Origin of the sequence: Bradyrhizobium jicamae, from assembly GCF_018130695.1 — a bacterium.
Taxonomy (GTDB): Bacteria; Pseudomonadota; Alphaproteobacteria; order Rhizobiales; family Xanthobacteraceae; genus Bradyrhizobium; species Bradyrhizobium jicamae_B.
In genome coordinates this window covers 45,579-67,231 of record NZ_JAFCJX010000012.1, presented here as the reverse complement: position 1 = coordinate 67,231, position 21,653 = coordinate 45,579, and the positions used below count along the sequence as shown (strand labels likewise).

The 21,653-nt window shown below is 65.0% G+C and carries 21 protein-coding genes; 12 read left to right on the top strand and 9 right to left on the bottom strand.

Going from position 1 to position 21,653, the window contains the following annotated elements; translation table 11 throughout:
• Positions 1–12: 12 nt before the first annotated feature.
• The 3 genes from JQ604_RS18905 to JQ604_RS18895 all read left to right on the top strand — a co-directional run bounded on the left by JQ604_RS18905 (position 13) and on the right by JQ604_RS18895 (position 1,326).
• The gene (locus JQ604_RS18905; protein WP_249158359.1) at positions 13–381 is read left to right on the top strand and encodes a hypothetical protein; all 369 of its coding nucleotides are present in this window, start codon (positions 13–15) and stop codon (positions 379–381) included.
• A 269-nt stretch (positions 382–650) separates the two neighbouring features.
• Positions 651–815, top strand: a complete 165-nt coding sequence (locus JQ604_RS18900; RefSeq protein ID WP_212359405.1) for a DUF3309 family protein — start codon at positions 651–653, stop codon at positions 813–815.
• A gap of 217 nt (positions 816–1,032) precedes the next feature.
• Positions 1,033–1,326, top strand: coding sequence for a hypothetical protein (locus tag JQ604_RS18895; protein WP_212359403.1), 294 nt, complete (start codon positions 1,033–1,035; stop codon positions 1,324–1,326).
• A 228-nt stretch (positions 1,327–1,554) separates the two neighbouring features.
• On the opposite strand, the gene JQ604_RS18890 is transcribed toward JQ604_RS18895, so the two are convergent.
• The 4 genes from JQ604_RS18890 to JQ604_RS18875 form a co-directional block, all read right to left on the bottom strand.
• On the bottom strand, positions 1,555–2,091 hold the full coding sequence (locus tag JQ604_RS18890) for a DUF4112 domain-containing protein (protein WP_212359400.1): 537 nt from the start codon (positions 2,089–2,091) through the stop codon (positions 1,555–1,557).
• Positions 2,092–3,101: 1,010 nt separating this feature from the next.
• Positions 3,102–3,530 (bottom strand): DUF5413 family protein, encoded by a 429-nt coding sequence (locus JQ604_RS18885; protein ID WP_212359398.1) that lies wholly within the window; start codon positions 3,528–3,530, stop codon positions 3,102–3,104.
• A gap of 216 nt (positions 3,531–3,746) precedes the next feature.
• Positions 3,747–5,321, bottom strand: coding sequence for a hypothetical protein (locus tag JQ604_RS18880; RefSeq protein WP_212359396.1), 1,575 nt, complete (start codon positions 5,319–5,321; stop codon positions 3,747–3,749).
• Positions 5,322–5,356: 35 nt separating this feature from the next.
• A complete protein-coding gene (locus JQ604_RS18875) occupies positions 5,357–6,649 on the bottom strand; it encodes an adenylosuccinate synthase (protein ID WP_212359394.1) in 1,293 nt (430 codons plus the stop codon).
• 352 nt (positions 6,650–7,001) lie between these two features.
• Here JQ604_RS18875 and ybaK point away from each other — a divergent pair, with 352 nt between their 5' ends.
• Positions 7,002–7,475, top strand: a complete 474-nt coding sequence (ybaK, locus tag JQ604_RS18870) for a Cys-tRNA(Pro) deacylase (RefSeq protein WP_212359392.1) — start codon at positions 7,002–7,004, stop codon at positions 7,473–7,475.
• 230 nt (positions 7,476–7,705) lie between these two features.
• On the opposite strand, the gene JQ604_RS18865 is transcribed toward ybaK, so the two are convergent.
• Genes JQ604_RS18865 through JQ604_RS41570 form a run of 4 tightly spaced genes read right to left on the bottom strand, consistent with a single transcriptional unit; the run spans position 7,706 to position 10,968 of the window.
• Entirely contained in the window at positions 7,706–8,908 is a 1,203-nt protein-coding gene (locus tag JQ604_RS18865) for an MFS transporter (protein WP_212359389.1), read from the bottom strand.
• A gap of 29 nt (positions 8,909–8,937) precedes the next feature.
• Positions 8,938–9,156: a hypothetical protein gene (locus JQ604_RS18860; RefSeq protein ID WP_212359387.1), complete on the bottom strand. Its 219-nt coding sequence runs from the start codon at positions 9,154–9,156 to the stop codon at positions 8,938–8,940.
• Positions 9,149–9,742, bottom strand: a complete 594-nt coding sequence (locus JQ604_RS18855) for an isochorismatase family protein (RefSeq protein ID WP_212359384.1) — start codon at positions 9,740–9,742, stop codon at positions 9,149–9,151. The genes JQ604_RS18860 and JQ604_RS18855 overlap by 8 nt, the downstream gene beginning before the upstream one ends.
• Positions 9,739–10,968 carry a GNAT family N-acetyltransferase gene (locus JQ604_RS41570; RefSeq protein WP_249158358.1) on the bottom strand — a complete coding sequence of 410 codons (1,230 nt, stop codon included), beginning with the start codon at positions 10,966–10,968 and terminating at the stop codon, positions 9,739–9,741. The genes JQ604_RS18855 and JQ604_RS41570 overlap by 4 nt, the downstream gene beginning before the upstream one ends.
• Positions 10,969–11,061: 93 nt before the next feature.
• Here JQ604_RS41570 and JQ604_RS18845 point away from each other — a divergent pair, with 93 nt between their 5' ends.
• From JQ604_RS18845 to JQ604_RS18815, 7 genes are all read left to right on the top strand, one after another.
• A complete protein-coding gene (locus tag JQ604_RS18845; protein WP_212359381.1) occupies positions 11,062–12,117 on the top strand; it encodes a LysR family transcriptional regulator in 1,056 nt (351 codons plus the stop codon).
• Between the two features lie 47 nt (positions 12,118–12,164).
• Positions 12,165–12,554, top strand: a complete 390-nt coding sequence (locus JQ604_RS18840; RefSeq protein ID WP_212359379.1) for a hypothetical protein — start codon at positions 12,165–12,167, stop codon at positions 12,552–12,554.
• A 229-nt stretch (positions 12,555–12,783) separates the two neighbouring features.
• Positions 12,784–13,713, top strand: a complete 930-nt coding sequence (locus JQ604_RS18835) for a DMT family transporter (protein WP_212359377.1) — start codon at positions 12,784–12,786, stop codon at positions 13,711–13,713.
• A 245-nt stretch (positions 13,714–13,958) separates the two neighbouring features.
• Positions 13,959–14,771 (top strand): MlaD family protein, encoded by an 813-nt coding sequence (locus JQ604_RS18830; RefSeq protein WP_212359375.1) that lies wholly within the window; start codon positions 13,959–13,961, stop codon positions 14,769–14,771.
• An 82-nt stretch (positions 14,772–14,853) separates the two neighbouring features.
• Positions 14,854–16,026 (top strand): alpha-hydroxy acid oxidase, encoded by a 1,173-nt coding sequence (locus JQ604_RS18825; protein ID WP_212359979.1) that lies wholly within the window; start codon positions 14,854–14,856, stop codon positions 16,024–16,026.
• 189 nt (positions 16,027–16,215) lie between these two features.
• Complete coding sequence (locus JQ604_RS18820) at positions 16,216–17,136, top strand: DMT family transporter (RefSeq protein WP_212359372.1); 921 nt, start codon at positions 16,216–16,218, stop codon at positions 17,134–17,136.
• A gap of 209 nt (positions 17,137–17,345) precedes the next feature.
• Entirely contained in the window at positions 17,346–18,320 is a 975-nt protein-coding gene (locus JQ604_RS18815; RefSeq protein WP_212359370.1) for a tripartite tricarboxylate transporter substrate binding protein, read from the top strand.
• A gap of 251 nt (positions 18,321–18,571) precedes the next feature.
• On the opposite strand, the gene JQ604_RS18810 is transcribed toward JQ604_RS18815, so the two are convergent.
• Positions 18,572–20,257: a methyl-accepting chemotaxis protein gene (locus JQ604_RS18810; RefSeq protein ID WP_212359367.1), complete on the bottom strand. Its 1,686-nt coding sequence runs from the start codon at positions 20,255–20,257 to the stop codon at positions 18,572–18,574.
• A gap of 229 nt (positions 20,258–20,486) precedes the next feature.
• On the opposite strand from JQ604_RS18810, the gene JQ604_RS18805 reads away from it, so the two are divergent.
• Complete coding sequence (locus tag JQ604_RS18805) at positions 20,487–21,530, top strand: C-terminal binding protein (protein WP_212359365.1); 1,044 nt, start codon at positions 20,487–20,489, stop codon at positions 21,528–21,530.
• The last annotated feature ends 123 nt before the right edge of the window (positions 21,531–21,653 follow it).

The following is a 21,653-nucleotide window of genomic DNA, read 5'->3' as shown; positions in this document are numbered from 1 at the left end:
CTGATGCCAAAAATGTCCAAAAAGCTGCTGTTCGGTCTCGGCCTTGCCGGCCTCATCATGGAGAGCGTTGTGAGCATGCCTGCCTATGCCGCCGACAAGGTGTCGCTGTTCAAGGTCATCACCGCCAAGGACGAGATCGTGATCGGGCTGACCGACGCCGACCTCGCCCAGGTCGACGGCCAGAATGCTGGCGGGGTGGCGAAACTGCTGGCGGCCAAGGGCTCGCTGAGCGTCTGGCAATATGCCGTGCACAAATCCGCCTCCGGTGATCTCGAGCAGGCGCCGCTGCACAAGGTCGGCCTGCTCGCCAATGAATCCCTGCGCGTCGAGCCCTATGCGACGCCGCTGAAGGTGCTCCCGATCGACGAGAGCAAGAAGTAACCGTCGGGCTGAAACCGACGGCCAGCGCGCTCGTATCTCAAGACTCTTGTTTTGACGCGTTTTCTTCACGCGAACCGGTGTCCACTTCGCTTGAAAACGCTCTCTTATCGGCGGATCGACCAAGGACTCGCGACCCGGAATATGCTTTGCTCCGGGTCGCGGGGCCGCGGGCGTCGCTCGATATGGCCCCCGCTTCTTGCTTTGACGCGTTTTCTTCACGCGAACCGGTATCCACTTCGCTTGAAAACGCTTTTATCGAGGAGGGCGCCATGTCGCTCGGACTGATCCTCATCATCCTCCTGCTCGTCATCCTGCTGGGCGGCTATAGCGGCCGGATCGGCGGCTACGGCTATGGCATGGGCCATTCCGGCATGGGCCTGTTCGGGGTGATTTTGGTCGTATTGCTGGTCCTGGTCCTGCTGGGCAAGCTATAATCGAATTAAGTCATTGAAATGTAACAACTAATAATCTTTGTTCCGCTGCTATGCACGGATTCAGCATGTGCCCTGCCCCGGCACATCCGGGGTTCGCATTTCTGTCAAAGACGCCTATATTAGGGGGCGAAAGACAGGGCGCCGCCCGTTGTGGCCCCCCACGCCAAAAACCCCATTCGCCGCTCCTGCCGCCGAGAAGATAAAGAGGTCTTCGACCATGCGTCCTTTGCGTCCATTCAACTACAACACGTCTGCCGAACTCTTCCCCGCCGCCATTCGCAAGAAGAAGCGCGCCGGATTCGCTTACCGCCGTTTCGGCACTGCCGCCGAAGCCGTGCAGTTCGCGATGGAGCAGCTGCCGGCGGATTCGCTGAATGGCGCCTATCTGCAGGTCGAGGAAGCCCGGTTCGACCAGAACGGTATCCGCACGCTCTATGAAAGCGAGTCTTTCCCGCTGCCGCGCCGCCCGCGTCCCGCTCCGGCCCAGACCGACGCCGCGGACGCCGCGTAAGCGAAAGCTTCTCCCGTCTAAAGCTTCTCCCGTCTAACGAAAAGCCCTCGGACCTGTCCGGGGGCTTTTGTTTTTCTTCACCTCTCCCTTGGGAGAGGTCGGCGCGCAGCGCCGGGTGAGGGGCTTCGGTCTCTCGTGAGGGCAGCGCCCCTCACCCGCTTTTGCTGGCGCAAAATCGACCTCTCCCCGCCGGGGAGAGGTGGACCACCCGCGCCGCCTCGAGTTGGCTCAAAGCCGGGGCTGTCGATCGAGCCATTTGCGCAGCATCCGCACGTTCCGGACATTGGCGCGGAACATGACGTCGAACGCGTCGCCCGCGACCGGCACGAGACCGACCACGCCGTCGACCGCGACATTGGCCAGCATCCGCGCCGTGATGTGCCAGGGCGCACCGAGCGCGCGGGCCTCGCGCACCAGCCACAGCGAGATCGCGGTCGTGATGAGATCGCCGACCACAGGGATCAGGCCGATCAGCCCGTCGATGCCGTAGCGGATCCTGGTGCCGGGCACGATGAAGGCAACGTCGAGCAGCTTTGCGATCGCCTCCAGCCGCGCAATCCGCTGCTCGCGCGTCAGGCTGCCGAAGGGGTTTACGCCCGCGGTGCCGAAATCGAACCTGAAGCTCTCGAACTGCGGATGCGCGGCGCTCTCGCCGATCTCGCGTCCATCCTGGTCGATCACCTTGCCCCGCGCCTGCGCATCACCAAAGGGCGGGCGGGCGTGGGTCCGGTGCGGCGTGAAGATATCGTCGTCGGGCATGGCCATCAGATGGGTAACGCGTTCGGGAGGTGCAAGTTGCGTCACATTACCACTGTGTCATGTGCGGGTGGAGATTTGGTGCTGATTCACATGTCAAACAGCGTATTCGCGTTTCATCATCTTCGGTGTCATCACCCGCGCATGCGGGTGATCCAGTATTCCAGAGACGGTCGTGATTGAACCGATGGGCCGCGGCGTACTGGATCCCCGCGTTCGCGGGGATGACATTGAAATATGCGTCCGCATTCTCGCGACATGATCTGCCCGAGCTTTCCATCTCGTTCCGCCCTCCCGAGTAGCCGAGGGCGCAGGGAAGACCGGGTGCGCGCCGCACCCGCGGTCCCGTGCGCCATGTGCACAAAAGAAAGTGCGCGCACGAGCATACAGGTTCGGCGGAGGCATCCGGCCTTCCCTGCGCAGTGGTTTTACGGCTTATACGTGGTCGCCCTGGTGAGACTCTGCTTTTGTGCCACCATCGCCAGCGACAGGCGTTAGCCTGTTCGCGGACTTGCCACCAACATCGGGGCGGCAGGCCCACACGACTTCGCCGTCCGCCTTGCGCACACACGCCTGTCGCACGCCCGGCGGCCACCGCATCGTCACCCACGTTCGTGGCGTTCGCGAGCGCCCCTCGACGGGTGAGACGCGCCATTGTTAGCATATTCCGAAGTTCGTGTAAAGAGGAATATTTTCGCCTGGCGGCCTTGCGCCGTCGGGCAAATCAGCGGTCTAATGTCAGCGGGAGCGCTGCAGGAAGAATCCATCGACTCGGCGCGTGAGGGACGCACCGGCGGATGGGTTCCCTCTCCCCTTGCGGGAGAGGGTTAGGGAGAGGGGTCCACACGGGCGGTCTCTCCATTGACCTTGCGACGACGCGCGATCGAAAGATTGCAAGAGCGATGAATGCATCAATCATCTCGCCCGGGGCCACCCCTCTCCCCAACCCTCTCCCGCAAGGGGAGAGGGAGCCCGATCAACGTGCTCACCTTACTTCGCTTAACGAGAGACCCTGCACCTCAATGCGAGGTCTGCGGCACCGGGGCCGGCATCTCGGCGTAGCGATGCGACAGCCAGGACGACAGCACGCTCGGCACGAAGCCGACCAGCCCGTACATCACGAACTGCAGCGCGCCGCTCTCGGCGCCGCGCGAACCGTACATGAAGGCGGCGGCGAGGAAACCGACCGCACCGACCAGCAGCATCCGCAACGTCGGGCCGATCCGCCGGATGTGCATCAGGATGTCGTCCACCGCGCCGATCATCAGCGACGGCACGATGCCGAACAGATAGCTGTAGGTCAGCGACTTGCCGAACACCACGAACAGCTTTGCCACCTCGCCGCCATTGGTCTCGGTCCAGTAGCCGGACTGATAGGTGGTCGCGAGCAGCAGCAGAAAGCCCCCGATGAACGGGCCGATGGCGGCAAAGATCACGTAGCGTTTCATGTGCGCCCTCACCTGATTAACACCGATGAGTGTAGCGAAGTCTCGATGCGGTTCTACGGGAAATTCGTAGCGGCGCGTCGCGTTCCCCGCCATCGTGTTCCGGACGCGGTGCAGCGTGCTCCCGGCAATGCGAAGCATCGTCCGGTGCGCTGCGCAGCATCCGGGGAACGCCGGAGCAGACGACGCAGAACGATCAAACGCGAGCGAAGCCGAGCCTCACTCCCCCCAGGCCGCGAACGCCTCGTTGAAGGCGCGCTCGCCGGGGGCGCCCTTTTCGACGGCGATGATGGCGCGGCGCTGGTTGGCGTAGACCAGCGGCACGTCGAACCAGGAGCGCTCCTTCAGGAGCTGCAGATTGCGCTGGCGGTCGGCGTCGACGTTGGAGAGGCCGACCAGGAACAGCGCCTTCGTGCCGTCGGTGACCTTGACCGAATAGCCGGCGAGCGGCGTGCCGCGCGCCTGCTCGTTGGACTTCATCAGCACGCCCGGCACGTTGCCGACGCCGCCATTGGCGTCCTGCGGCATCAGGAAGCCGAGCTCCATGGTGTGGCTCGCCGGCAGCGAGGCATCGGTGTTGCGCACGAACGAGATCGTCATCTTGAACTTGCGGTCGGGGATGTCGATGTCGGCGCGCACGGCGATATCGGCCTTCTGGTTGCCGGTCGCCTTGATCGGCTCGGTGCGCCAGACCACGGTGCCGACGAACTGCTTGCCCTTCGGATCCGACGGATCCTCGTCATAGAGCACGACGCGCTGCGCGACCGGCGCGATCGGATCCGACGACGGCTGGCCGACGCGGTCGGCGATCTTCGGCTTGGTCGCGGGCTGCGCCGGATTGGCGGGCGCCTCGACGGTGGAGGGCTGCGACTTGAGCAGGCCGTTCACCAGGCCGACGACCTGCTTGCCCCAGACGAAGCCGGCGCCGACCAGGATCAGCACGATGCCGAGTGCGATGATGCTCTTGAACGGGAAGGCCGAGCCGGTGCGGACGCGCTTCGTGGGCTCGCTCGGCGCCGTGCTGATGCGCGAACGCTGCGGCGGGGCGGACGGCGGCGCGGCCTGCGGATTGTAGCGCTCGGCCTCCTCCAGCGACTCGTCATAGGAATACGGCACATCGGGATCGGCGCCGCGGTTCTCCAGGCTCGGCTCGAGCCGGTCGAACTCCGGCGAGGGCGACGGCACGTTGGCGTAGGTCTTGCGCGCGTTACGGCTGGCTTGTGCTGCGGCACGGCCGAGCTCGTCGGCGTCGGCTGCGATGTCGCGGAAACCGGTGAGGCCGGGGGCCGGCGGTGGCGCAGGACCGCGACGCGGCGCGCCTGATCGTTCGCGGGTCGGCGGCAGTTGCGGATCGGCAGCGGGGGCCTGCGGCGCAGGCGCCCGCGGGGGCGGAGCCGGCGGCGGCGCATCGCCGCGCAGATTGCGCGGCGGGCGCGGCTCGGGGGCTGCCGGCCGCGGGCGGGCGGTGTTGGACGAGCCGGGCGGGCCGGACGCCTCGGGCGGACGGGTGTTGGCGCGGCGGAAGGCGTCGCCGCCGCGCGCGGCGGCGCCGCCGCCGGGACGGGAGGCCTCGCGGGCGCGCTGGGCGGCTTCCGATTCGACCTTGCGGACGGCCTCCTCGAGCGAGAGGCGCTCGCGGGTGATCTCGGACTCGGAGAGTGGCGGCTGGACGCTGCGCAGCTGCTGAATCAACGCCGCCCGCGCCCGCTCATAGAGCGCACGCCGGCTTTCGCCGGGGGCGTTGGGATCCAGTCCGGCAATGGCACGGGCAATCAGCGGATAGTAGTCAGCCATTTCCACACAATTGGTGGGATATAGGTAATATCCCGTTAAGCCTCGAACGGATTTTGAACCAGAATTGTATCTTCACGCTCCGGGCTCGTCGAAAGAAGAGCGACCGGACAGCCCACCAGTTCCTCGATCCGGCGCACATATTTGATGGCCTGGGCCGGCAGTTGTGCCCAGGAGCGTGCATTGGCGGTCGGCTCCTTCCAGCCCTCGATGGTCTCGTAGATCGGCTCGACCCGGGCCTGGGCGCCCTCGCCGGCCGGGAAATAGTCGATTTCCTTGCCGTCGAGCTTGTAGCCGGTGCAGACCTCGATGGTGTCGAAGCCGTCCAGGATGTCGAGCTTCGTGAGCGCCAGCCCGTTGATGCCGCACGTCCTCACTGCCTGGCGGACCAGCACGGCGTCGAACCAGCCGCAGCGGCGCGGACGGCCGGTGTTGGTGCCGAACTCGCGGCCGCGCTCGCCGATCCTGCGGCCGGTGTCGTTGTCCTGCTCGGTCGGGAACGGGCCCTGGCCGACGCGGGTGGTGTAGGCCTTGCAGAGGCCGAGCACATAGCCGACCGCGCCCGGGCCGAGGCCCGCACCGGTCGCAGCCTGCGCCGCCACCGTGTTGGACGAGGTGACGTAAGGATAGGTGCCGTGATCGACGTCGAGCAGCGCGCCCTGCGCGCCCTCGAACAGCATGCGCTTGCCTTCGCGGCGCTTGATGTCGAGCAGCCGCCACACCGTCTCGGCGTAGGGCAACAGCTTCGGCGCCATCTCCATCAGCTCTTTCAGGATGGTGGCGTTGTCGAATTCCGGCAGATTGAGGCCGCGGCGCAATGCATTGTGATGGGCAAGGAGCCGATCGATCTTGTGCGGCAGGGTCTGGTGGTCGGCGAGGTCCATCAGGCGGATGGCGCGGCGGCCGACCTTGTCCTCATAGGCCGGGCCGATGCCGCGGCGGGTGGTGCCGATCGCGGTCGCGGCACTGGCGGTCTCGCGCAGAGCGTCGAGCTCGCGGTGCAGCGGCAGGATCAGCGTGACGTTCTCGGCGACGCGCAGATTGTCCGGTGAGACGTCGACGCCCTGCGCCTTCAGCTTGGTGACCTCGTCGAGGAAGGCGGTCGGGTCGAACACCACGCCGTTGCCGATCACGGACAGCTTGTTCTCGCGCAGCACGCCGGAGGGAAGCAGCGCCAGCTTGTAGGTCTTGCCGTTGATCACAAGGGTATGGCCGGCATTGTGGCCGCCCTGGAAGCGCACGACGATGTCGGCCTGTTCCGACAACCAGTCGACGATCTTGCCCTTCCCCTCGTCGCCCCATTGGGCGCCGACGACGACAACATTAGCCATTGCGACGAACTTCCCTGCTTCCTGCTGTTTCAGACCATGATCAAGGCGGAAACGCGCCCGCCATTGCAATCATGCTTGGTGTGCCCAGCCGAATTCACGGCTTTGAAGCCGGTCGCACGCAGGGCGCCTAACCGGATAAAGGAATGGGACCTGCTGCGCAAGCAAGAACGGGGTGTTTTAAGCCTTTTGGATAGGCTCCAAGCCCTTGATATCCCCGGAAAATCCAGAACCGCCCCGTCGCGGTCCAGTCCTGCCGCGATTTAATGTTGCGGGCGATCGAAATCATTGCGGCCGCAGTTGATCGCGCAGGGTGTTGCGGCGATCATCCGCGCTTTTAAGGGGATTGCCCGCCATGCCCAAATCGACGCCGGCAACGATGGTGCTGAGAAAGCTCGGCATCGCCTTCAAGCTGCACACCTATGTCTATGATTCCACCGCCGAGGCGATCGGGCTGCAAGCGGCCGAGGCGCTCGGGGTCGAGCCGAACCGGATGCTGAAGACGCTGATGGCCGAGGTCGACGGTAAGCCGGTCTGCGTCGTGGTGCCGTCGGACTGCGAGGTCTCGATGAAGAAGCTCGCCGCCGCGATGGACGGCAAATCCGCTCAAATGATGAAGCCGGCCGATGCCGAGCGGATGACCGGCTACCATGTCGGCGGCATCAGCCCGTTCGGGCAGAAGAAGAAGGTACCGACCGCGATCGACGATTCCGCGCTCACCCACGTGACCGTGTTCGTCAATGGCGGCCAGCGCGGATTGCAGATCGAGATCGATCCGAACGACGCCGCGCTCGCCGCCGGCGCCAAGCTCACGCCCGTTGTGGCGTGACTCTATTCTTCACCTCTCCCGCCCTTCTGCGGGGAGAGGTCGAAATTCGCACAGCGAATTTCGGGTGAGGGGCGAGGCAATACACTCCCGCAACGACAGTCGCTCCGACTCGTTCGAACCGCGCATACACATTGAGGCGACTGTTGCGCGGAGAGAGCCCCTCACCCCAACCCTCTCCCCGTAAGAACGGGGCGAGGGGGCGCAGTGTCGTCGCGGCGCGAGGATCGCCTCTATGAAGCGGTGCGCAGCTCCGCCTGCGGCTGCGTTGCCGTGGCCTCGCTGCGCTTCGACAGCGTCACGAACAGCGCCACCAGCGGCAGCATCGAGACCAGCAGCACGGCACCGAAGATGAGCGCGGCCGACGGCGTGTTCCACAAGTCCTGCAAACGTCCCGCGGCGAAGGGCCCGACCGCCATCAGGATGTAGAAGCAGGTGTAGAACACGCCGAAGCCGAGCGAACGATCGCGGGGTGCGAGCACGCGCGCGGGCAGCGACAGGATCGCGCCCGAGAGCGGGCCGATCGAGACGCCGAACAGGAGCGCGAGCAAGGTCGGAGAGACGCCGGCCGTGAACAGCGCGAGCGTCGCGCCGCCAACGAGGCCGCAGATCACGATCGCCGCGACCGGCTGGCGCGCGCGATTGACGACATAGCCGCCGAGCGGAATCGCCACGATGGTGAACCAGATCGACAGGCTGATCAGCGAGGCCGCGAGCGTCGGGGTCCAGCCGCGTCCGCTCAGCAGCAGCGGCGCATAGCTGAAGAACAGCATGCAAGCGAGATTCATCGCGCCCCAGATCACGCCGGTGACCATCACCGGCAACAGCGTCGCCATCGGCAGCCGCGTGCCTGTCCCGGCCGCCTGTGCTTCGACCTGCGGCGCATGGCGCGGCAGCAGCGCGAAGGCGGCCAGCACGGCGACCGTAAAGAGCGTGGTGGAGAACATCACCGCCGCCAATCCGACCTCATGCAGCAGCCAGGTCTGCAGCGGCAGCGCCAGCATGGCGCCGAACGGCCAGCTCATCTGCAGCAGCGACATCGCCAGCACGATCTCGCGCTTGTCGAACCAGTCGGCCACCATCTTGGTGGCGATCAGGCCGACGACGGCACCGCCGGCGCCGCCGATCAACCGCGCGAGCAAGGCCGTGGCGAGGTGATCGGCGCAGCTGAGCAGCACGCCGGAGGCGGCCATCAGCACGAGGCCGGTCAGCATCAGCATCCGTTCACCGACGCGCTGGCCGATCAGGCCGGCGGGAAACGTCACCACGACGCCCGGCAACAGATAGGCGCCGAGCAGCAGGCCGAGCGCGGCGTAATCCAGCGCGAGATCGGCCATCAACGCCGAATTGGCGGAGCCGACCGACTGGAACTGGAATCCAATGGCGGCGCGCGCCGCGAACAGGACTGCAAGGACGATCCATTTCAGGCGCGGCATCACATGCCTCCTTAAGGATCCGCGAAAGATCAATCCGACGATTTTCCGCTCACCAGGTCGAGGCTGACCCGATTGGAGAATTCGCACAATTCATCTTCGGAAATCTCGTTCAGGCTCAGGCGCAATTGCAGGATGGTGAGATCAATGAGATGGCCGGCAAACGACAGGCCGGAGCCGAGCAGAATATTGCGCTGCTCGGTCAGCACGGGAATCACGTTACGCAAGCGACGGGTACTCAATTCATCCATAACGATGCCCTCTCACGGGCCGCGGCGCCGTGGCGATGAGCCAATGGCTCGTGCTGGCGATGTCCGCGAACAATTCAACGGCTGACGTGGCGATGCCATGCACCAAATGCGCCTCGGCGTGCGGCCGCCGGCCGCTGGCGGAGGCATCTTCGAGGAACGTCATACGGTGGTAGCGGTCGGCGGCGTCGATCGCGGTCGCAAGGCAAATCCGCTCGGCGGCGAGACCACCGATGGCGAAGCTGCCGATCCGCGAGACCACGTCGTTGAACAGCGAGTTGCCGTAGCAGGACGGCTGCTGGCGCTCGAACACCATGTCGGCGCGTTTCGGCTCGAGCCCCGGCAGCCACGGCGACTGCGCCCGCCGCTCGCCCGCGCCGAAGCTCTCGCTCGGCCGCGTGAAAGCGATCGGGATGCCGTTGTCGCGTGCGTGCTGGATGGCGGTGCGACAGTTATCCAGCACGCGGTCGAGCCCGAAGGGCTGGTCGCGCACGAGGCGCTCCCAGTTATCCTCCTGCAGGTCGACCATAACGAGGAGTCGGCTCGACGAGGCGCCGATATAGGTTTTGAGATCGATCACCTTGCTCATGTGACAAACCTCGCACTTGCGTGTGACGCGGCGCCGCGGGCCGCCGACATTTCGAGGATGCCGGGCGTGTCCCACTGGCCTTCGGGACGGATGAGCACGTAGGGATCCTCGCTGAGCGTGATCCGCGCCGGGTGGCGCTCGGCATCGAGACGGACCTCGACATAGTCGAAGTCGGAGAACACGAATTGGCGCGCGCCCTGCATTTGCAGGAAGCCGCGCTGCTCCCAGAACTTCAGCAGGCGCTTCTGCGAGTGCGCATAGAAGGTGCGATAGCCCTTCTTGCGGCACAGCTCGATTGCGGCATCGACGATGCGTCCGGCGATGCCGGCATTGCGGCTCTCGTTGCGCACCGCCAGCCGCTCGAACTTGGCGAAGTCGGCGAAGTAGCGGATGCGCAGGCATCCCACCGGCTCGCGGCCCTGATGGCAGATCAGGTGGGTCGCGGAGAAATCGTTGCCGTCGAACTCTTCCTCGAACGGGCAATGCTGCTCGCCCATGTAGACCGCGCTGCGGATCGCCATCACACGCGCCATCTCGTCCATGGACCGCACGACCTGCACCGTCACCGGGTCGACCGGCTCCGCTTCGACCGTCGCCGGCAATTCGTGCGAGCGATCGAGCATCTGCAGGTTCGGCGCGTAGACACCGTCGTAGCGCGCGCCCGGCGTGAAGCCGAGCGGCTCGAGCACGCGCAGGCCTTCCTTGGTGATCGGGCGCGAATAGATGTTGATGCCCTGATAGAGCGGTGCGGAGAATTTCTGCAACACCAGCGGGATGCCGGCGACCAGCGTGCCCTTGGCGTGGATGCACCAGACATAGATGCCGGCGGGCCGCTCCGACTGGCGTGCAATGCAGGTGAGGTCGGGATTCTTGGTATCGAGCGTGCCGTCGAGCAGTCGCCGCGTTCCTTCGTGCGTGAGCGGCAATGCCGCGAGAAAGCCCTCGCCCCTGGGCTGCGCGATGTCGAAGTGGTCCCTGCGCGCGATGGCCCAGAACACATCAGGGTTATGGTTAGCGACGCTCTGGACAATGCGGTTGGTCGTGATCCCGGGAAGATCGATGCGCGCTGCATCCATCAGCGCGCCGATTCCAGCCGCGTCGACGGTAAAAATCACCGTGCGGCGCGCCAATTGCAGCATGGTCATCTTGTCCAGCGAACGGGTCGGGCCTGTCGCGGGACGCTTCCTGGCAGCCTTTCTGACAAAATCGAGGTCGAGCGCGGTCATCGGTCTCTCTCGTGGTTGTGAATCTGCCGCGTTTCTGCCAAGAATAGAACGACGGGTCCCTTAATGTAGAAGGCGGCAAACGAGGCGAATTGTATGCACTCACCTGAGCGCAGGGGTGTTCATCAACGTGCACACCCACCGGGGCGCATCGCCCAGTGGGACTCGGTCAGGATTTTCCTGGAGGTGGCCAGGATCGGCAGCTTTCGCGCCGCCGCCATCGAGCTGAATGCGTCGGCCAATTTCCTGCGCAAACACATTCTTCAGTTGGAGAGCGCGTACAAGACAACTCTGATTACGCGCCATGTCGATGGTATTCGCCTGACGCCCGAAGGCCAGAAGGTATTGGAGGCCGCGCGGCGGATGGAAGAGGCCGCCTTCGGGCTCGACCGCGCGCTCAGCCAGACCACCCCGTCGCTGACCGGCGAGGTTCGTTTTGCCATTACCGAGGGGCTGGGCACCTTCTGGGTGGCACCCAGGCTGATTGAATTCCAGCGCGTTTATCCGGGCCTGCTCGTCGACCTCAAATGCGAAATGCGCTCCGCCGACGTGCTGCGGCTGGAAGCCGATGTTGCGGTGCAGCTTGAAGAACCGAACAAGCCGGACCTCAAGCGCGTCAAGATCGGCAGGCTGCATGTGATGCCCTTCGTCAGCCCGTCCTATGTCGAGATCTACGGCATGCCGAAGGACCAGGACGACATCAGGCAGAACCATCGCATCGTCCTGCAGGACGCCGACCAGACACGCACGCAGGCGCAGGAGATGTACGACCAATACGCCGGACGCGATCCGGTGGGCTTCGTCGCGATGCGCAACAATGTCTCCAGCGCACATGTCTGGGCCGTTGCCAAAGGCGCCGGCGTCGGCTGGCTGCCGACCTATGTCCCGGCGGTCGCAGGCCCGCTGATCCCGCTCGATATCGGCATCAACTTCTCGCTCGACATCTGGCTCGCCTATCATCCCGATGCGAAGCGCATCCCGCGTGTGCGGCAGCTGATCGACTGGACGATCCAGGCGTTCGACAGCCGCAAATATCCCTGGTTCCGCGACGAGTTCGTGCACCCCGACGACTTGCAGAAGTCCTACAAGGGCGAGCCGCTGGTCAATCTGTTCGCGGGCTTCGTGAAAGAACCGAAATCGAAGATCGCCTGACAAATCGTTTGTGAGAGATTGTTTGTGAGAGACCGCCCGAGCGCAGCATGAGCACACCGAACGAACATATCGAGCAGCTGGTGCAGGAGCGATGGCGGGAGATCGGGCTGTCGCAGGCCGATCTGGCCGAGGCGCTGGGCGCGGTCGGCGCGGAGGAGCGGAGCAGTCCGTACGGCGCGCCCAAGGTCGACACCGGCCGTTTGATGAGGGTGGCGGAAGTGCTCGGTATCACCGCCGACATCGTCAACCCGCAGGCAGGCTCGGCGGCCCATGCCCGCGCCAGGGTCCAGTCGGCGCTGCCGCTGCAGTTTCTGCTGGAGCTGCGCATGCTGCGCGCGTTCCGCGAAATGCGGGACCCCAAGGCGAAGCGCGTCCTGGTCGAACTGGCCGAGCAGATCCTCAAGCACCAATCCGACCCGCCCGACGCGGCGAGTTGATCCTTATTCTGACGCGTTTTCTTTACGCAAACCGGCGTCCATCCCGGATCAAGTCCGGGACAGGCTTCGCTTGAAAACGCGATGCCCTCGCGACCCGCGCATGGTCGCGATGCGTCTGCTGCCGTTGCTGCGCGGCGAAAATCCGTGTCTGTGATTTGCGCCGGGCCGATCTTCTCCGGCCCGGCGATTCCAGCCGGGCGGGCCGCGGCGTCATGAACCGGGCCCCGAAATGTCTGCCTCCGATACCGCCGCTTCCCCACCAGCCTCGACGAGTTGGATCGCCAACCAGCCGTATTTGCTGCTGTGCATCACCGCGCTGTGCTGGGCCGGCAATGCGATCGTCGGGCGACTTGCTGCGGGCCACATCCCGCCGGTGACGCTGTCGTTCCTGCGCTGGTCGGCGGCGTTCCTGATCATCCTGCCGTTCGCCTGGAAGCACCTGGTGCACGACTGGCCGGCGATCCGCCAAAAGCTCGGCATCATGATCGTGCTCTCGATCACCGGCATCGGCGCCTTCAACACGCTGCAATACTGGGCGCTGGAGTATACCCAAGCGCTCAACACGCTGCTGTTGCAGTCCGCGGCGCCCCTGGTGGTCGCGATCTGGTCTCTGCTGCTGCTCGGCGTGCGGCTGACGCTGGCGCAGACCCTCGGCGTGCTGCTGTCGCTGTGCGGCGTGCTGGTCATCATCCTGCACGGCGATCTCACCACGCTGTCGAAGATCGAGTTCAACAAGGGCGATCTGATCTTCATCGTCGCGCTGATCATCTTCGCGCTCTATTCGGTGCTGCCCCTGAAGCGGCCGAGCATCCACGGCCTCTCCTTCGTCGGCTTCACCTTCGGCTGCGGCGCGGCCTGCCTGATCCCGTTCCTGATTTGGGAACTGACGACGCGGCCGCTGATGCAGCTCACCACCAGCAATCTGCTGACCCTGTTCTATGTCGCGGTGTTCCCCTCGACCCTGGCCTATCTCTGCTTCAACCGCGGCGTCGCCCTGATCGGCGCCAACCGCGCCGCGCCGTTCTTCCACGTGGTTCCCGTGTTCGGCACCGTCATGTCGGTCGCCTTCCTCGGCGAGCATCCGCAACTGTTTCACTTCGTCGGGTTCGCGCTGGTGCTGACCGGGGTGTTCGTCGCGTCAAGGAAGCAGGCGACTTAGCGACACGCGAAGCTCTCACCGTCCCCTCTCCCCGTTCTTCACGGGGAGAGGGTCAGGGTGAGGGGCTGCATCCGCAAAGACGGTCAGAATTGGACTCGTGGAGACTCCCCCTCACCCGGATCGCATTCCGCTGCGCTGCATGCGTTCCGGCCTCTCCCCGCAGGCGGGGCGAGGCGAAGAGCCCGCGGTGACTATCTCTGTCAAATCCGCTATCTCTAGGCCTGCTCCGACAACCAGGCTCCTGAATGGCGCGCGCCAGCAATGTGATGATCGGCACCGTGACGCTCGCCCTGATCGCGGGCAGCCTCGGCGGCTGGCTGGGCTATCAGCGCTATGCCGCCATCAAGCGGCAGGTGCCGTTCCGTGTCGTGTTCGAGGGCTCGGCATCGGGGCTGCGCAAGGGTGCCAGCGTCAATTTTGCCGGCGTCCGCATCGGCGAGGTGGTGTCGCTGAAGCTCGATCATCACCGCGTGATCGCGATGACGCGGATCGACGACCCCGCTCTGATCAGGAAGGACACCCAGGTCGGGCTCGAATTCCAGGGCCTGACCGGGATCGCCGCGATCTCGTTCACCGGCGGCAGCGACGAGGCGCCGCCGCCGCCGACGGGCGCGGACGGCATCCATGAGCTGACCGCCGATCCCGAAGGCACCATGGGCATCCAGGAGAAGCTCCGCGTCGCGCTGCGCAACGTCGACAAGATCATCGTCGACAACGAGGGCGCAGTCCACGAGACGCTGCTCAAATTCGAGACCTTCACCGCTTCGCTGTCCGGTGACGGCGAGCTGATCTCGGGCTTCATCGACGCCGCCGTCGACGGCGTCAGCGCGGTCGACGACAAGATGACCGCGACGCAGAAATTCCTCAAGACGCTGGGCAGCGACAAATATGGCGGCGAGCTGCTGCCGACCGTGATCTCGATGCGCGAGCTGGTCGAGAGCTTCAACAAGAAGTCCGTGACCGCGATCTCGGATACCCGCAAGATGCTTCAGGACGTCAGCCAGTCCGTCAACACCTTCAACCAGCAGCGATTTGGTGGATCCGGCGGCAGGCGCTAACCTCACCGGCATAACGAATAATAAGAACGGAAACGCCGTGCACGACCGAATCGCTCCCCAAAGTCCCCCGCCAGCAATCGTCATCCGCGCCGAGAGCCAGGTACCTCGCCGTTTGCGGCGCTATTTGACGCTCGACGATTTCGAGCCGCAGGCGCGGCGCATCCTGCCGAAATTCCTCTATGGCTACATCTCCGGCGGCGCCGAGACCGATACGGCACGAACCGACAACCGCCGCGCCTTCGACGAATACGGCTTTGTGCCGCGCGTGCTGAAGGACGTCTCCGGCCGCGACCAGACCACCACGCTGTTCGGCAAGACCTACGCTTCGCCGTTCGGCATCCCGCCGATGGGCTCCTCCGCGCTCGCTGCCTATCGCGGTGACATCGTGCTGACCAAGGCTGCTGCCGCCGCGAACGTGCCGATGATCCTGTCGGCGTCCTCGCTGATCAAGCTCGAGGACGTCCACGCCGCCAATCCGTTGAGCTGGTACCAGGCCTATCTCGCCGGCGTCGATGCCCGGATCGAGCCGCTGGTCGACCGCGTCGCCACTGCCGGCTTCGACACCTTCGTCGTCACCGCCGACGTGCCGGTGCCGCCGAACCGCGAGAACAACATCCGGAACGGCTTTCAGGTGCCGCTCGCAATCACGCCGCGCGTCGCCTGGGACACGCTCACGCATCCGGACTGGCTTTTGAACATCTGGCTGCGCACCTGCATCAACCACGGCATGCCGCACTTCGAGAACATGGACTCGAAACAGGGCCCGCCGGTGCTGTCGAAGAACCTGATGCGCAACATCGGCAACCGTGACCAGCTCGCCTGGAAGCATGTCGAACTGATCCGCAAGCGCTGGCCCGGCAAGCTCGTGGTCAAGGGCCTGATCGCGCCGGAGGATGCGCGGCTGGCGCGCGAGCATGGCTGCGACGGCATCATCATCTCCAACCATGGCGGCCGCCAGCTCGACTACACGCTCTCAGGCTTGCGCACGCTGCCGGAGATCGCCGCGCAAGCCAACGGCATGACGGTGATGATGGACGGCGGCGTCCGCCGCGGCACCGACGTGATCAAGGCGCTAGCGCTCGGCGCTGACTTCGTCTGGGTCGGCCGCCCCTTCCTCTATGCGGCCGTCGCCGCTGGCGAGCCCGGCGTGACCCGCGCAATCTCGCTGCTGCATGCCGAGATCGACCGCGACCTGGCGCTGCTGGGCATCCGCAGCATCGGCGAGATCACGCCGGACTTGGTGCGGAAGTTTTAGCGGCCCGAACTCGAGCAACCGTCATTGCGAGGAGCAAAGCGACGAAGCAATCCATCGTTCCCCATGCGCGGAGGGATGGATTGCTTCGCTTCGCTCGCAATGACGGGGCAAGTTTCACGACATTGTAGCATTGCATCGGCAGGACTTGTCTTGTGGCCGGAAAATCCGGCACAATTCGAATCCGAGACGATGACCAATCCCCCCCGCTCGCCCCTTGCCTGGCTCAACAACCAGCCCTATCTGCTGCTCAGCCTGACCTCGCTGTTCTGGGCCGCCAATATCGTGCTCGCGCGCCATGTCGGCAGCCACGTGCCGCCGATCACGCTCACCACGATCCGCTGGTTCGGCGTGTTCCTGATCCTGCTGCCGTTCGCTTGGCCGCATCTCAAGCAGGACTGGCCGAAGTTGCGCCAGCATTTGCCGCTGATGCTGCTGCTGTCGGCGGTCGGCTTCGCCTTCAATAACGCGATCTCCTACTGGGCGCTGCAGTACACCGAGGCGCTGAATGCGCTCTTGATCCAGTCGGCCGGGCCGCTGTTCGTCGCGCTGTGGTCGCTGGTGTTGTTCGGCGTGCGGCTGACGCCGGCGCAGCTTGCCGGCATCGCGATCTCGCTCGCCGGCGTGCTCACCATCATCCTGCGCGGCGATTTCTCCGCGCTCGCCAGCATCACGTTCAACCGCGGCGACCTGATGTTCGGCGCCTCGCTGGTGTCGTTCGGGCTCTATTCGGCGCTGATCCCGCGGCGGCCGAAGATTCACCAGCTCTCGCTGATCTCGTTCACCACCTGCTGCGGTGCGATGATGCTGCTGCCGTTCGCCGCCTGGGAGTTCGCCGCCGGCATCACGCTGAAATTCGATGCGCTGACCATTGCGACGCTCGGCTACACGCTGATCTTTCCCTCGACGCTCGCCTATCTCTTCTTCAACCGCGGCGTGGCCCTGATCGGCCCGAACCGCGCCGCGCCGTTCTTCCATCTGGTGCCGGTGTTCGGCTCCGTCATGGCGATCGTGCTGCTCGGCGAGGAGCTGAAGCTGTTCCATCTGGTTGGCTACGCGCTGGTGCTGGCCGGCGTGGTGATCGCATCCCGGCAGGGCTCTGCCTCCAAATAGCGCTCTCGTGTCCCGGACGCGGTGCGGCACGCAGTGACGCGCCGCAGAGCCGGGACCCATCGTCGCAGGTGGGCCCCGGATCAGCAGCGCACCACGCCGCAAAGAGCGGCGCGCTGCGCAGCATCCGGGGAACGCAACGCTTCCGCTTTGAGCACGGACCGGCTAGCGTGCCTCATGCAATCAAGAAAAGCCCGGGAGACGCTTGAGATATGATCGGATTGTCCAAACTCTTTTTCCGCGCCACGGCAGCCACCGCTTTCGCCGTCGCGCTCACCTCCATTGCCTCGGCGCAAAATTACCCGACCCGCAACATCACGCTGGTGCTGCCATTCGCCGCCGGCAGCGGCACCGACACCACGACGCGGCTGATCGGCAAGGAGGTCGGCACCGCGCTCGGCGTCTCCATGGTGATCGACAACAAGGCCGGCGCCAACGGCTCGATCGCGGCGAGCTATGTCGCGCGCTCGGCGCCCGACGGCTACACGCTGTTCGTCACCACCAACACCACGCATTCGGCCAATCCCTATCTGCTCAAGACCATGAGCTACGATCCGATGAAGGACTTCACGCCGATCGCGCGCACCGGCGACCTGCCCTTCATGCTGGTGATCAATCCGGAAATCCCGGCCAACTCCGTCGCCGAGCTGATCGCGCTCGCCAAGAAGGAGCCGGGCAAATACTCCTATGCCTCGGGCTCGTCGTCGGCGATCGTCTCGGGCGCGACGTTCGCGCGGCTCGCCGGCATCGACCTGCTGCACGTGCCCTACAAGAGCTCGCCGCCGGCGCTGACCGACGTGATCGCCGGCCGCGTCTCCATGATGTTCATCGACGTCCCCACCGGCCTGCCGCATGTCAACGCCAAGGCGCTGAAGGCGCTGGCGGTCACCACCAAGCGCAAGTCGGCGCTGCTGCCGGAGCTGCCGACCATGGACGAGACCGTGAAAGGCTTCGACATCACCTCATGGCAGGGCTGGCTCGGCCCCGCCAACATGCCGAAGGACATGGTGACCAGGCTCAACGCCGAAATCCGCAAGGTGATCGAACGGCCCGACATCAAGAGCCAGCTCGCGGAACGCGGCATGGAAGCCTTCTCCGGCACGCCGGAGGAGTTCGAGGCGTTTCTGAAGGAGCAGCTGGTGCTCTGGGAAAAGCTGATCGCCGACGCCGGGATCGAGAAGCAGTAGGCTCTACCTCGACATTGCGAGGAGCGAAGCGACGAAGCAATCCATAGCTCCGCATATATGGAGAGGTGGATTGCTTCGCTTCGCTCGCAATGACGTGGAAAGAGCGTGTCGAGCTCTCAACGAATGTGTCCCGGACGCGGTGCAGCGTGCAACGCTGCTCCGCAGAGCCGGGACCTATGTCGAGAGAATGGACCCCGGTTCAGCAGCGCACCACTGCGTGCTGCGCTGCGCCCGGGGAACGCAATCTACACTTACGCCGCCCGCACCTTCGCCAAGAACTCGTCCACCGCGTTGCGCAGCATGCCGGACTGGGTATCGAGCTCGCGGGCGTTGGACAGCACGTCCTTGGCCGCGGTGCCGGTGGCCGATGCCGCCGAGGTGACGCCGCCGATGTGAGCACTGATCTCGCTGGAGCCGGCGGCGACCTGCTGGATATTGCGCGCGATCTCGCGCGTCGCATCGCCCTGCTGGTCGATCGAGGTCGAGATCGAATTGGTGATCTCGCTCATCTGCGCGATGGTCTGGCTGATGCCGCCGATCGAGGCGACCGCCTCGCTGGTGGAGGCCTGCATCGCCGCGACCTGCGCCGAGATCTCCTCGGTCGCCTTCGCGGTCTGGTTGGCGAGTGCCTTCACCTCGGAGGCGACCACCGCGAAGCCGCGGCCGGATTCTCCAGCGCGGGCCGCTTCGATGGTGGCGTTGAGCGCGAGCAGGTTGGTCTGCGCGGCGATCGAATGGATCAGCTTGACGACCTCGCCGATCTTCTCGGCACCGGTGGAGAGCGCCTGCACGGTGGCGTTGGTCCGCTCGGCATCCGCCACGGCCTTGCTCGCGACCTCGCTGGAGCGCGACACCTGACGGGCGATCTCGGCGACCGAGCTCGACAGCTCCTCGGCCGCGGCGGCAACCGTGCCGACATTGTTGGAGGCGCTGTCGGAGGCCGCACCGACGGTCGCGGCGCGCGAAGAGGCATCGCTCGCGGTCGCGGTCATCGACTGTGCGGTGGTCTGCATGCCGGCGGCCGCCGACGAGACCGAGCGGACGATCCCGTTGACACTGCGCTCGAACTCGCCGGCGATGTTCTCCATCGTCGAACGGCGCTCGGCGGCGGCGCGGGCCTGGTTCGCCGTCTCCGACTCCTCGATGCCGCGGATGCGCACCGCGTTGTCCTTGAAGATCTGCACGGTCGCGGCCATCGCGCCGACTTCGTCGCCGCGGCCGACGCCGGGAATCTCGCCGTCGAGCTTGCCGTCGGCGATCTCGCGCATGCGGTTGCCGAGCAGGCCGAGCGGCCTGGAGATGCTGCGGCCGATCAACCAGGCGACCGAGCCTGCGATGATGGCGATGCCGAGGATGGCAAGGCCGAGCAGCCAGGCGATCGGGCGCATCTTGGCGTCGATGTCCTCCAGATAAGCGCCGGTGCCCATATACATGTCGAAGCCGGGGACCGCGACGGCGTAGCCGATCTTGCGGATCGGCGTCTCCTGGCCGGGCTTCACATATTCATAGAACAGCAGGATCTCGCCCTTGGCCTTCACGCCATCCATCAGCTCCTGCGACAGCTTGCGGCCATTGGTCACGACGTCCATCCGGTTGGTGCCGACCTGCTTCGGATCGGGCGCCATCACCGTGATGCCGTCATAGCCGGTGGCGAACAGATAGCCGGCGCCATTGTCGTAGGTCATGGCGTTGCCGCGCTTGCCGAGCTCGGCGAGTGCGGCTTCCCTGGTCATCTTGCCGGCATCGACTTCCTTCTTCAGGCTCGCCGCGTAATTCCGGGCCATGTCGACCATCGATTTGGTCTGATCGATGCGCGCTTCCAGCATCGCGCGCTGCACCAGATAACCGGCGAGCAGACCGGCGGCGCACAGGCCAAGCAGCGTCACCCCCACGAGAATACCGAGCTTGGGGGTGATCTTCAGATTGGTCAGGTTCACAGGGGTCTCCAGGAGGCGGGGAACGCGACGCGATTGGCGGATTGATTCCTCTCACATTAGTGTGAGACCCTTTACCGGTTCCTTACGGCGGTTCCCCGTAGTCGCCCGGACCAGCCAACCGGCGATTGTGGAGGAGCACGGCGAGGACGCGTAAAACGAGTCTTTGAGGCGGCGGCGCAACGCCGTGGCCCAACAAGCAAGAACCAAGAAGCCAACTCGGGAGCAGCGAATGTCGAAATTCAAGGTGGTCACGCCGAAGGGCGCAAGCTTCACCGTCGCCGGCGGCGGATATGACTACGAGAAGGAGGCGCTCGATCCGATCGGCGCCGAGATCATCGAGGCGCCGGCCAACGAGGCCGAATTCATCGCCGCCGCGAAGAGCGCAGATGCGATCTATGCCAAGGGCATGCCGATCACCAAGGCGATCATCGATAGCCTGCAGAACTGCAAGGTGATCACGCTCGGCAGCGTCGGCGTCGACAGTGTCGACGTGAAGGCTGCGACCGCGCGCGGCATTCCCGTCACCAACATTCCCGACACCTTCATCGAGGAGGTTGCCGACCACGCCATGATGCTGCTGCTGTCCGGCTTCCGCCGCCTGGTCGAGCAGGACAGGATGGTGCGCACCGGACGCTGGAGCGAAGGCCGGCCGGCGCTCTTGAAGATTCCGCGGCTGATGGGCCAGACGCTCGGCTTCATCTCGTTCGGACGCGTCGCGCGCGCCGTTGCAAAACGCGCAGCTCCGTTTGGCCTGCGCATGATGGCGTATGATCCGTTCATCCAGGAAACGCTGATGTACGACCACGGCGTGATCCCGGCGACACTGAACGAGGTGCTGTCGCAATCGGACTTTGTGTCGATGCACGCGCCGGCACGGCCGGAGGTGCACCACATGCTGACCGAGAAGCATTTCCGCCAGATGAAAAAATCCGCCGTCTTCATCAATACCGGCCGCGGCGCCACGGTGGACGAGGAATCGCTGATCAAGGCGCTGCAGGAGGGCTGGATCGCGCATGCCGCGCTCGACGTGCTGGAGAAGGAGCCGCCGTCGCACAACAATCCGATGCTCGGGATGGACAATGTTACCTTGACCGCCCATGTCGCCTCGGCATCGGCACGATTCGACGAAGCGCGCAAGCGTCGCGTGGGCTACGAATTGTCACTAGTGCTGCAAGGCATGTGGCCGGTAAGCTGCGTCAATCCGTCGGTGCTGCAGAGCACCACGCTCCGCCGCTGGCAGCCCGTCAGCATGGATCGTGGTCCGAACAGCTAGCGGTAAAGAAACGTCTGCGGGCGACACGGAGAACGGTCCGTGCCCGCCAGACGTCACGTGGTGGAAACGCGAAAGCCTTCGATGCGAATCGCAGGCTGTTGGAGTTCACCGGCGACCCAACGC

Coding starts and splice junctions, on each gene's coding strand:
- JQ604_RS18905 (WP_249158359.1), top strand. CDS start 13: ATGTCCAAAAAGCTGCTGTTCGGTCTCGGCCTTGCCGGCCTCATCATG.
- JQ604_RS18900 (WP_212359405.1), top strand. CDS start 651: ATGTCGCTCGGACTGATCCTCATCATCCTCCTGCTCGTCATCCTGCTG.
- JQ604_RS18895 (WP_212359403.1), top strand. CDS start 1,033: ATGCGTCCTTTGCGTCCATTCAACTACAACACGTCTGCCGAACTCTTC.
- JQ604_RS18890 (WP_212359400.1), bottom strand. CDS start 2,091: ATGGCCATGCCCGACGACGATATCTTCACGCCGCACCGGACCCACGCC.
- JQ604_RS18885 (WP_212359398.1), bottom strand. CDS start 3,530: ATGAAACGCTACGTGATCTTTGCCGCCATCGGCCCGTTCATCGGGGGC.
- JQ604_RS18880 (WP_212359396.1), bottom strand. CDS start 5,321: ATGGCTGACTACTATCCGCTGATTGCCCGTGCCATTGCCGGACTGGAT.
- JQ604_RS18875 (WP_212359394.1), bottom strand. CDS start 6,649: ATGGCTAATGTTGTCGTCGTCGGCGCCCAATGGGGCGACGAGGGGAAG.
- ybaK (WP_212359392.1), top strand. CDS start 7,002: ATGCCCAAATCGACGCCGGCAACGATGGTGCTGAGAAAGCTCGGCATC.
- JQ604_RS18865 (WP_212359389.1), bottom strand. CDS start 8,908: ATGCCGCGCCTGAAATGGATCGTCCTTGCAGTCCTGTTCGCGGCGCGC.
- JQ604_RS18860 (WP_212359387.1), bottom strand. CDS start 9,156: ATGGATGAATTGAGTACCCGTCGCTTGCGTAACGTGATTCCCGTGCTG.
- JQ604_RS18855 (WP_212359384.1), bottom strand. CDS start 9,742: ATGAGCAAGGTGATCGATCTCAAAACCTATATCGGCGCCTCGTCGAGC.
- JQ604_RS41570 (WP_249158358.1), bottom strand. CDS start 10,968: ATGACCGCGCTCGACCTCGATTTTGTCAGAAAGGCTGCCAGGAAGCGT.
- JQ604_RS18845 (WP_212359381.1), top strand. CDS start 11,062: ATGCACTCACCTGAGCGCAGGGGTGTTCATCAACGTGCACACCCACCG.
- JQ604_RS18840 (WP_212359379.1), top strand. CDS start 12,165: ATGAGCACACCGAACGAACATATCGAGCAGCTGGTGCAGGAGCGATGG.
- JQ604_RS18835 (WP_212359377.1), top strand. CDS start 12,784: ATGTCTGCCTCCGATACCGCCGCTTCCCCACCAGCCTCGACGAGTTGG.
- JQ604_RS18830 (WP_212359375.1), top strand. CDS start 13,959: ATGGCGCGCGCCAGCAATGTGATGATCGGCACCGTGACGCTCGCCCTG.
- JQ604_RS18820 (WP_212359372.1), top strand. CDS start 16,216: ATGACCAATCCCCCCCGCTCGCCCCTTGCCTGGCTCAACAACCAGCCC.
- JQ604_RS18815 (WP_212359370.1), top strand. CDS start 17,346: ATGATCGGATTGTCCAAACTCTTTTTCCGCGCCACGGCAGCCACCGCT.
- JQ604_RS18805 (WP_212359365.1), top strand. CDS start 20,487: ATGTCGAAATTCAAGGTGGTCACGCCGAAGGGCGCAAGCTTCACCGTC.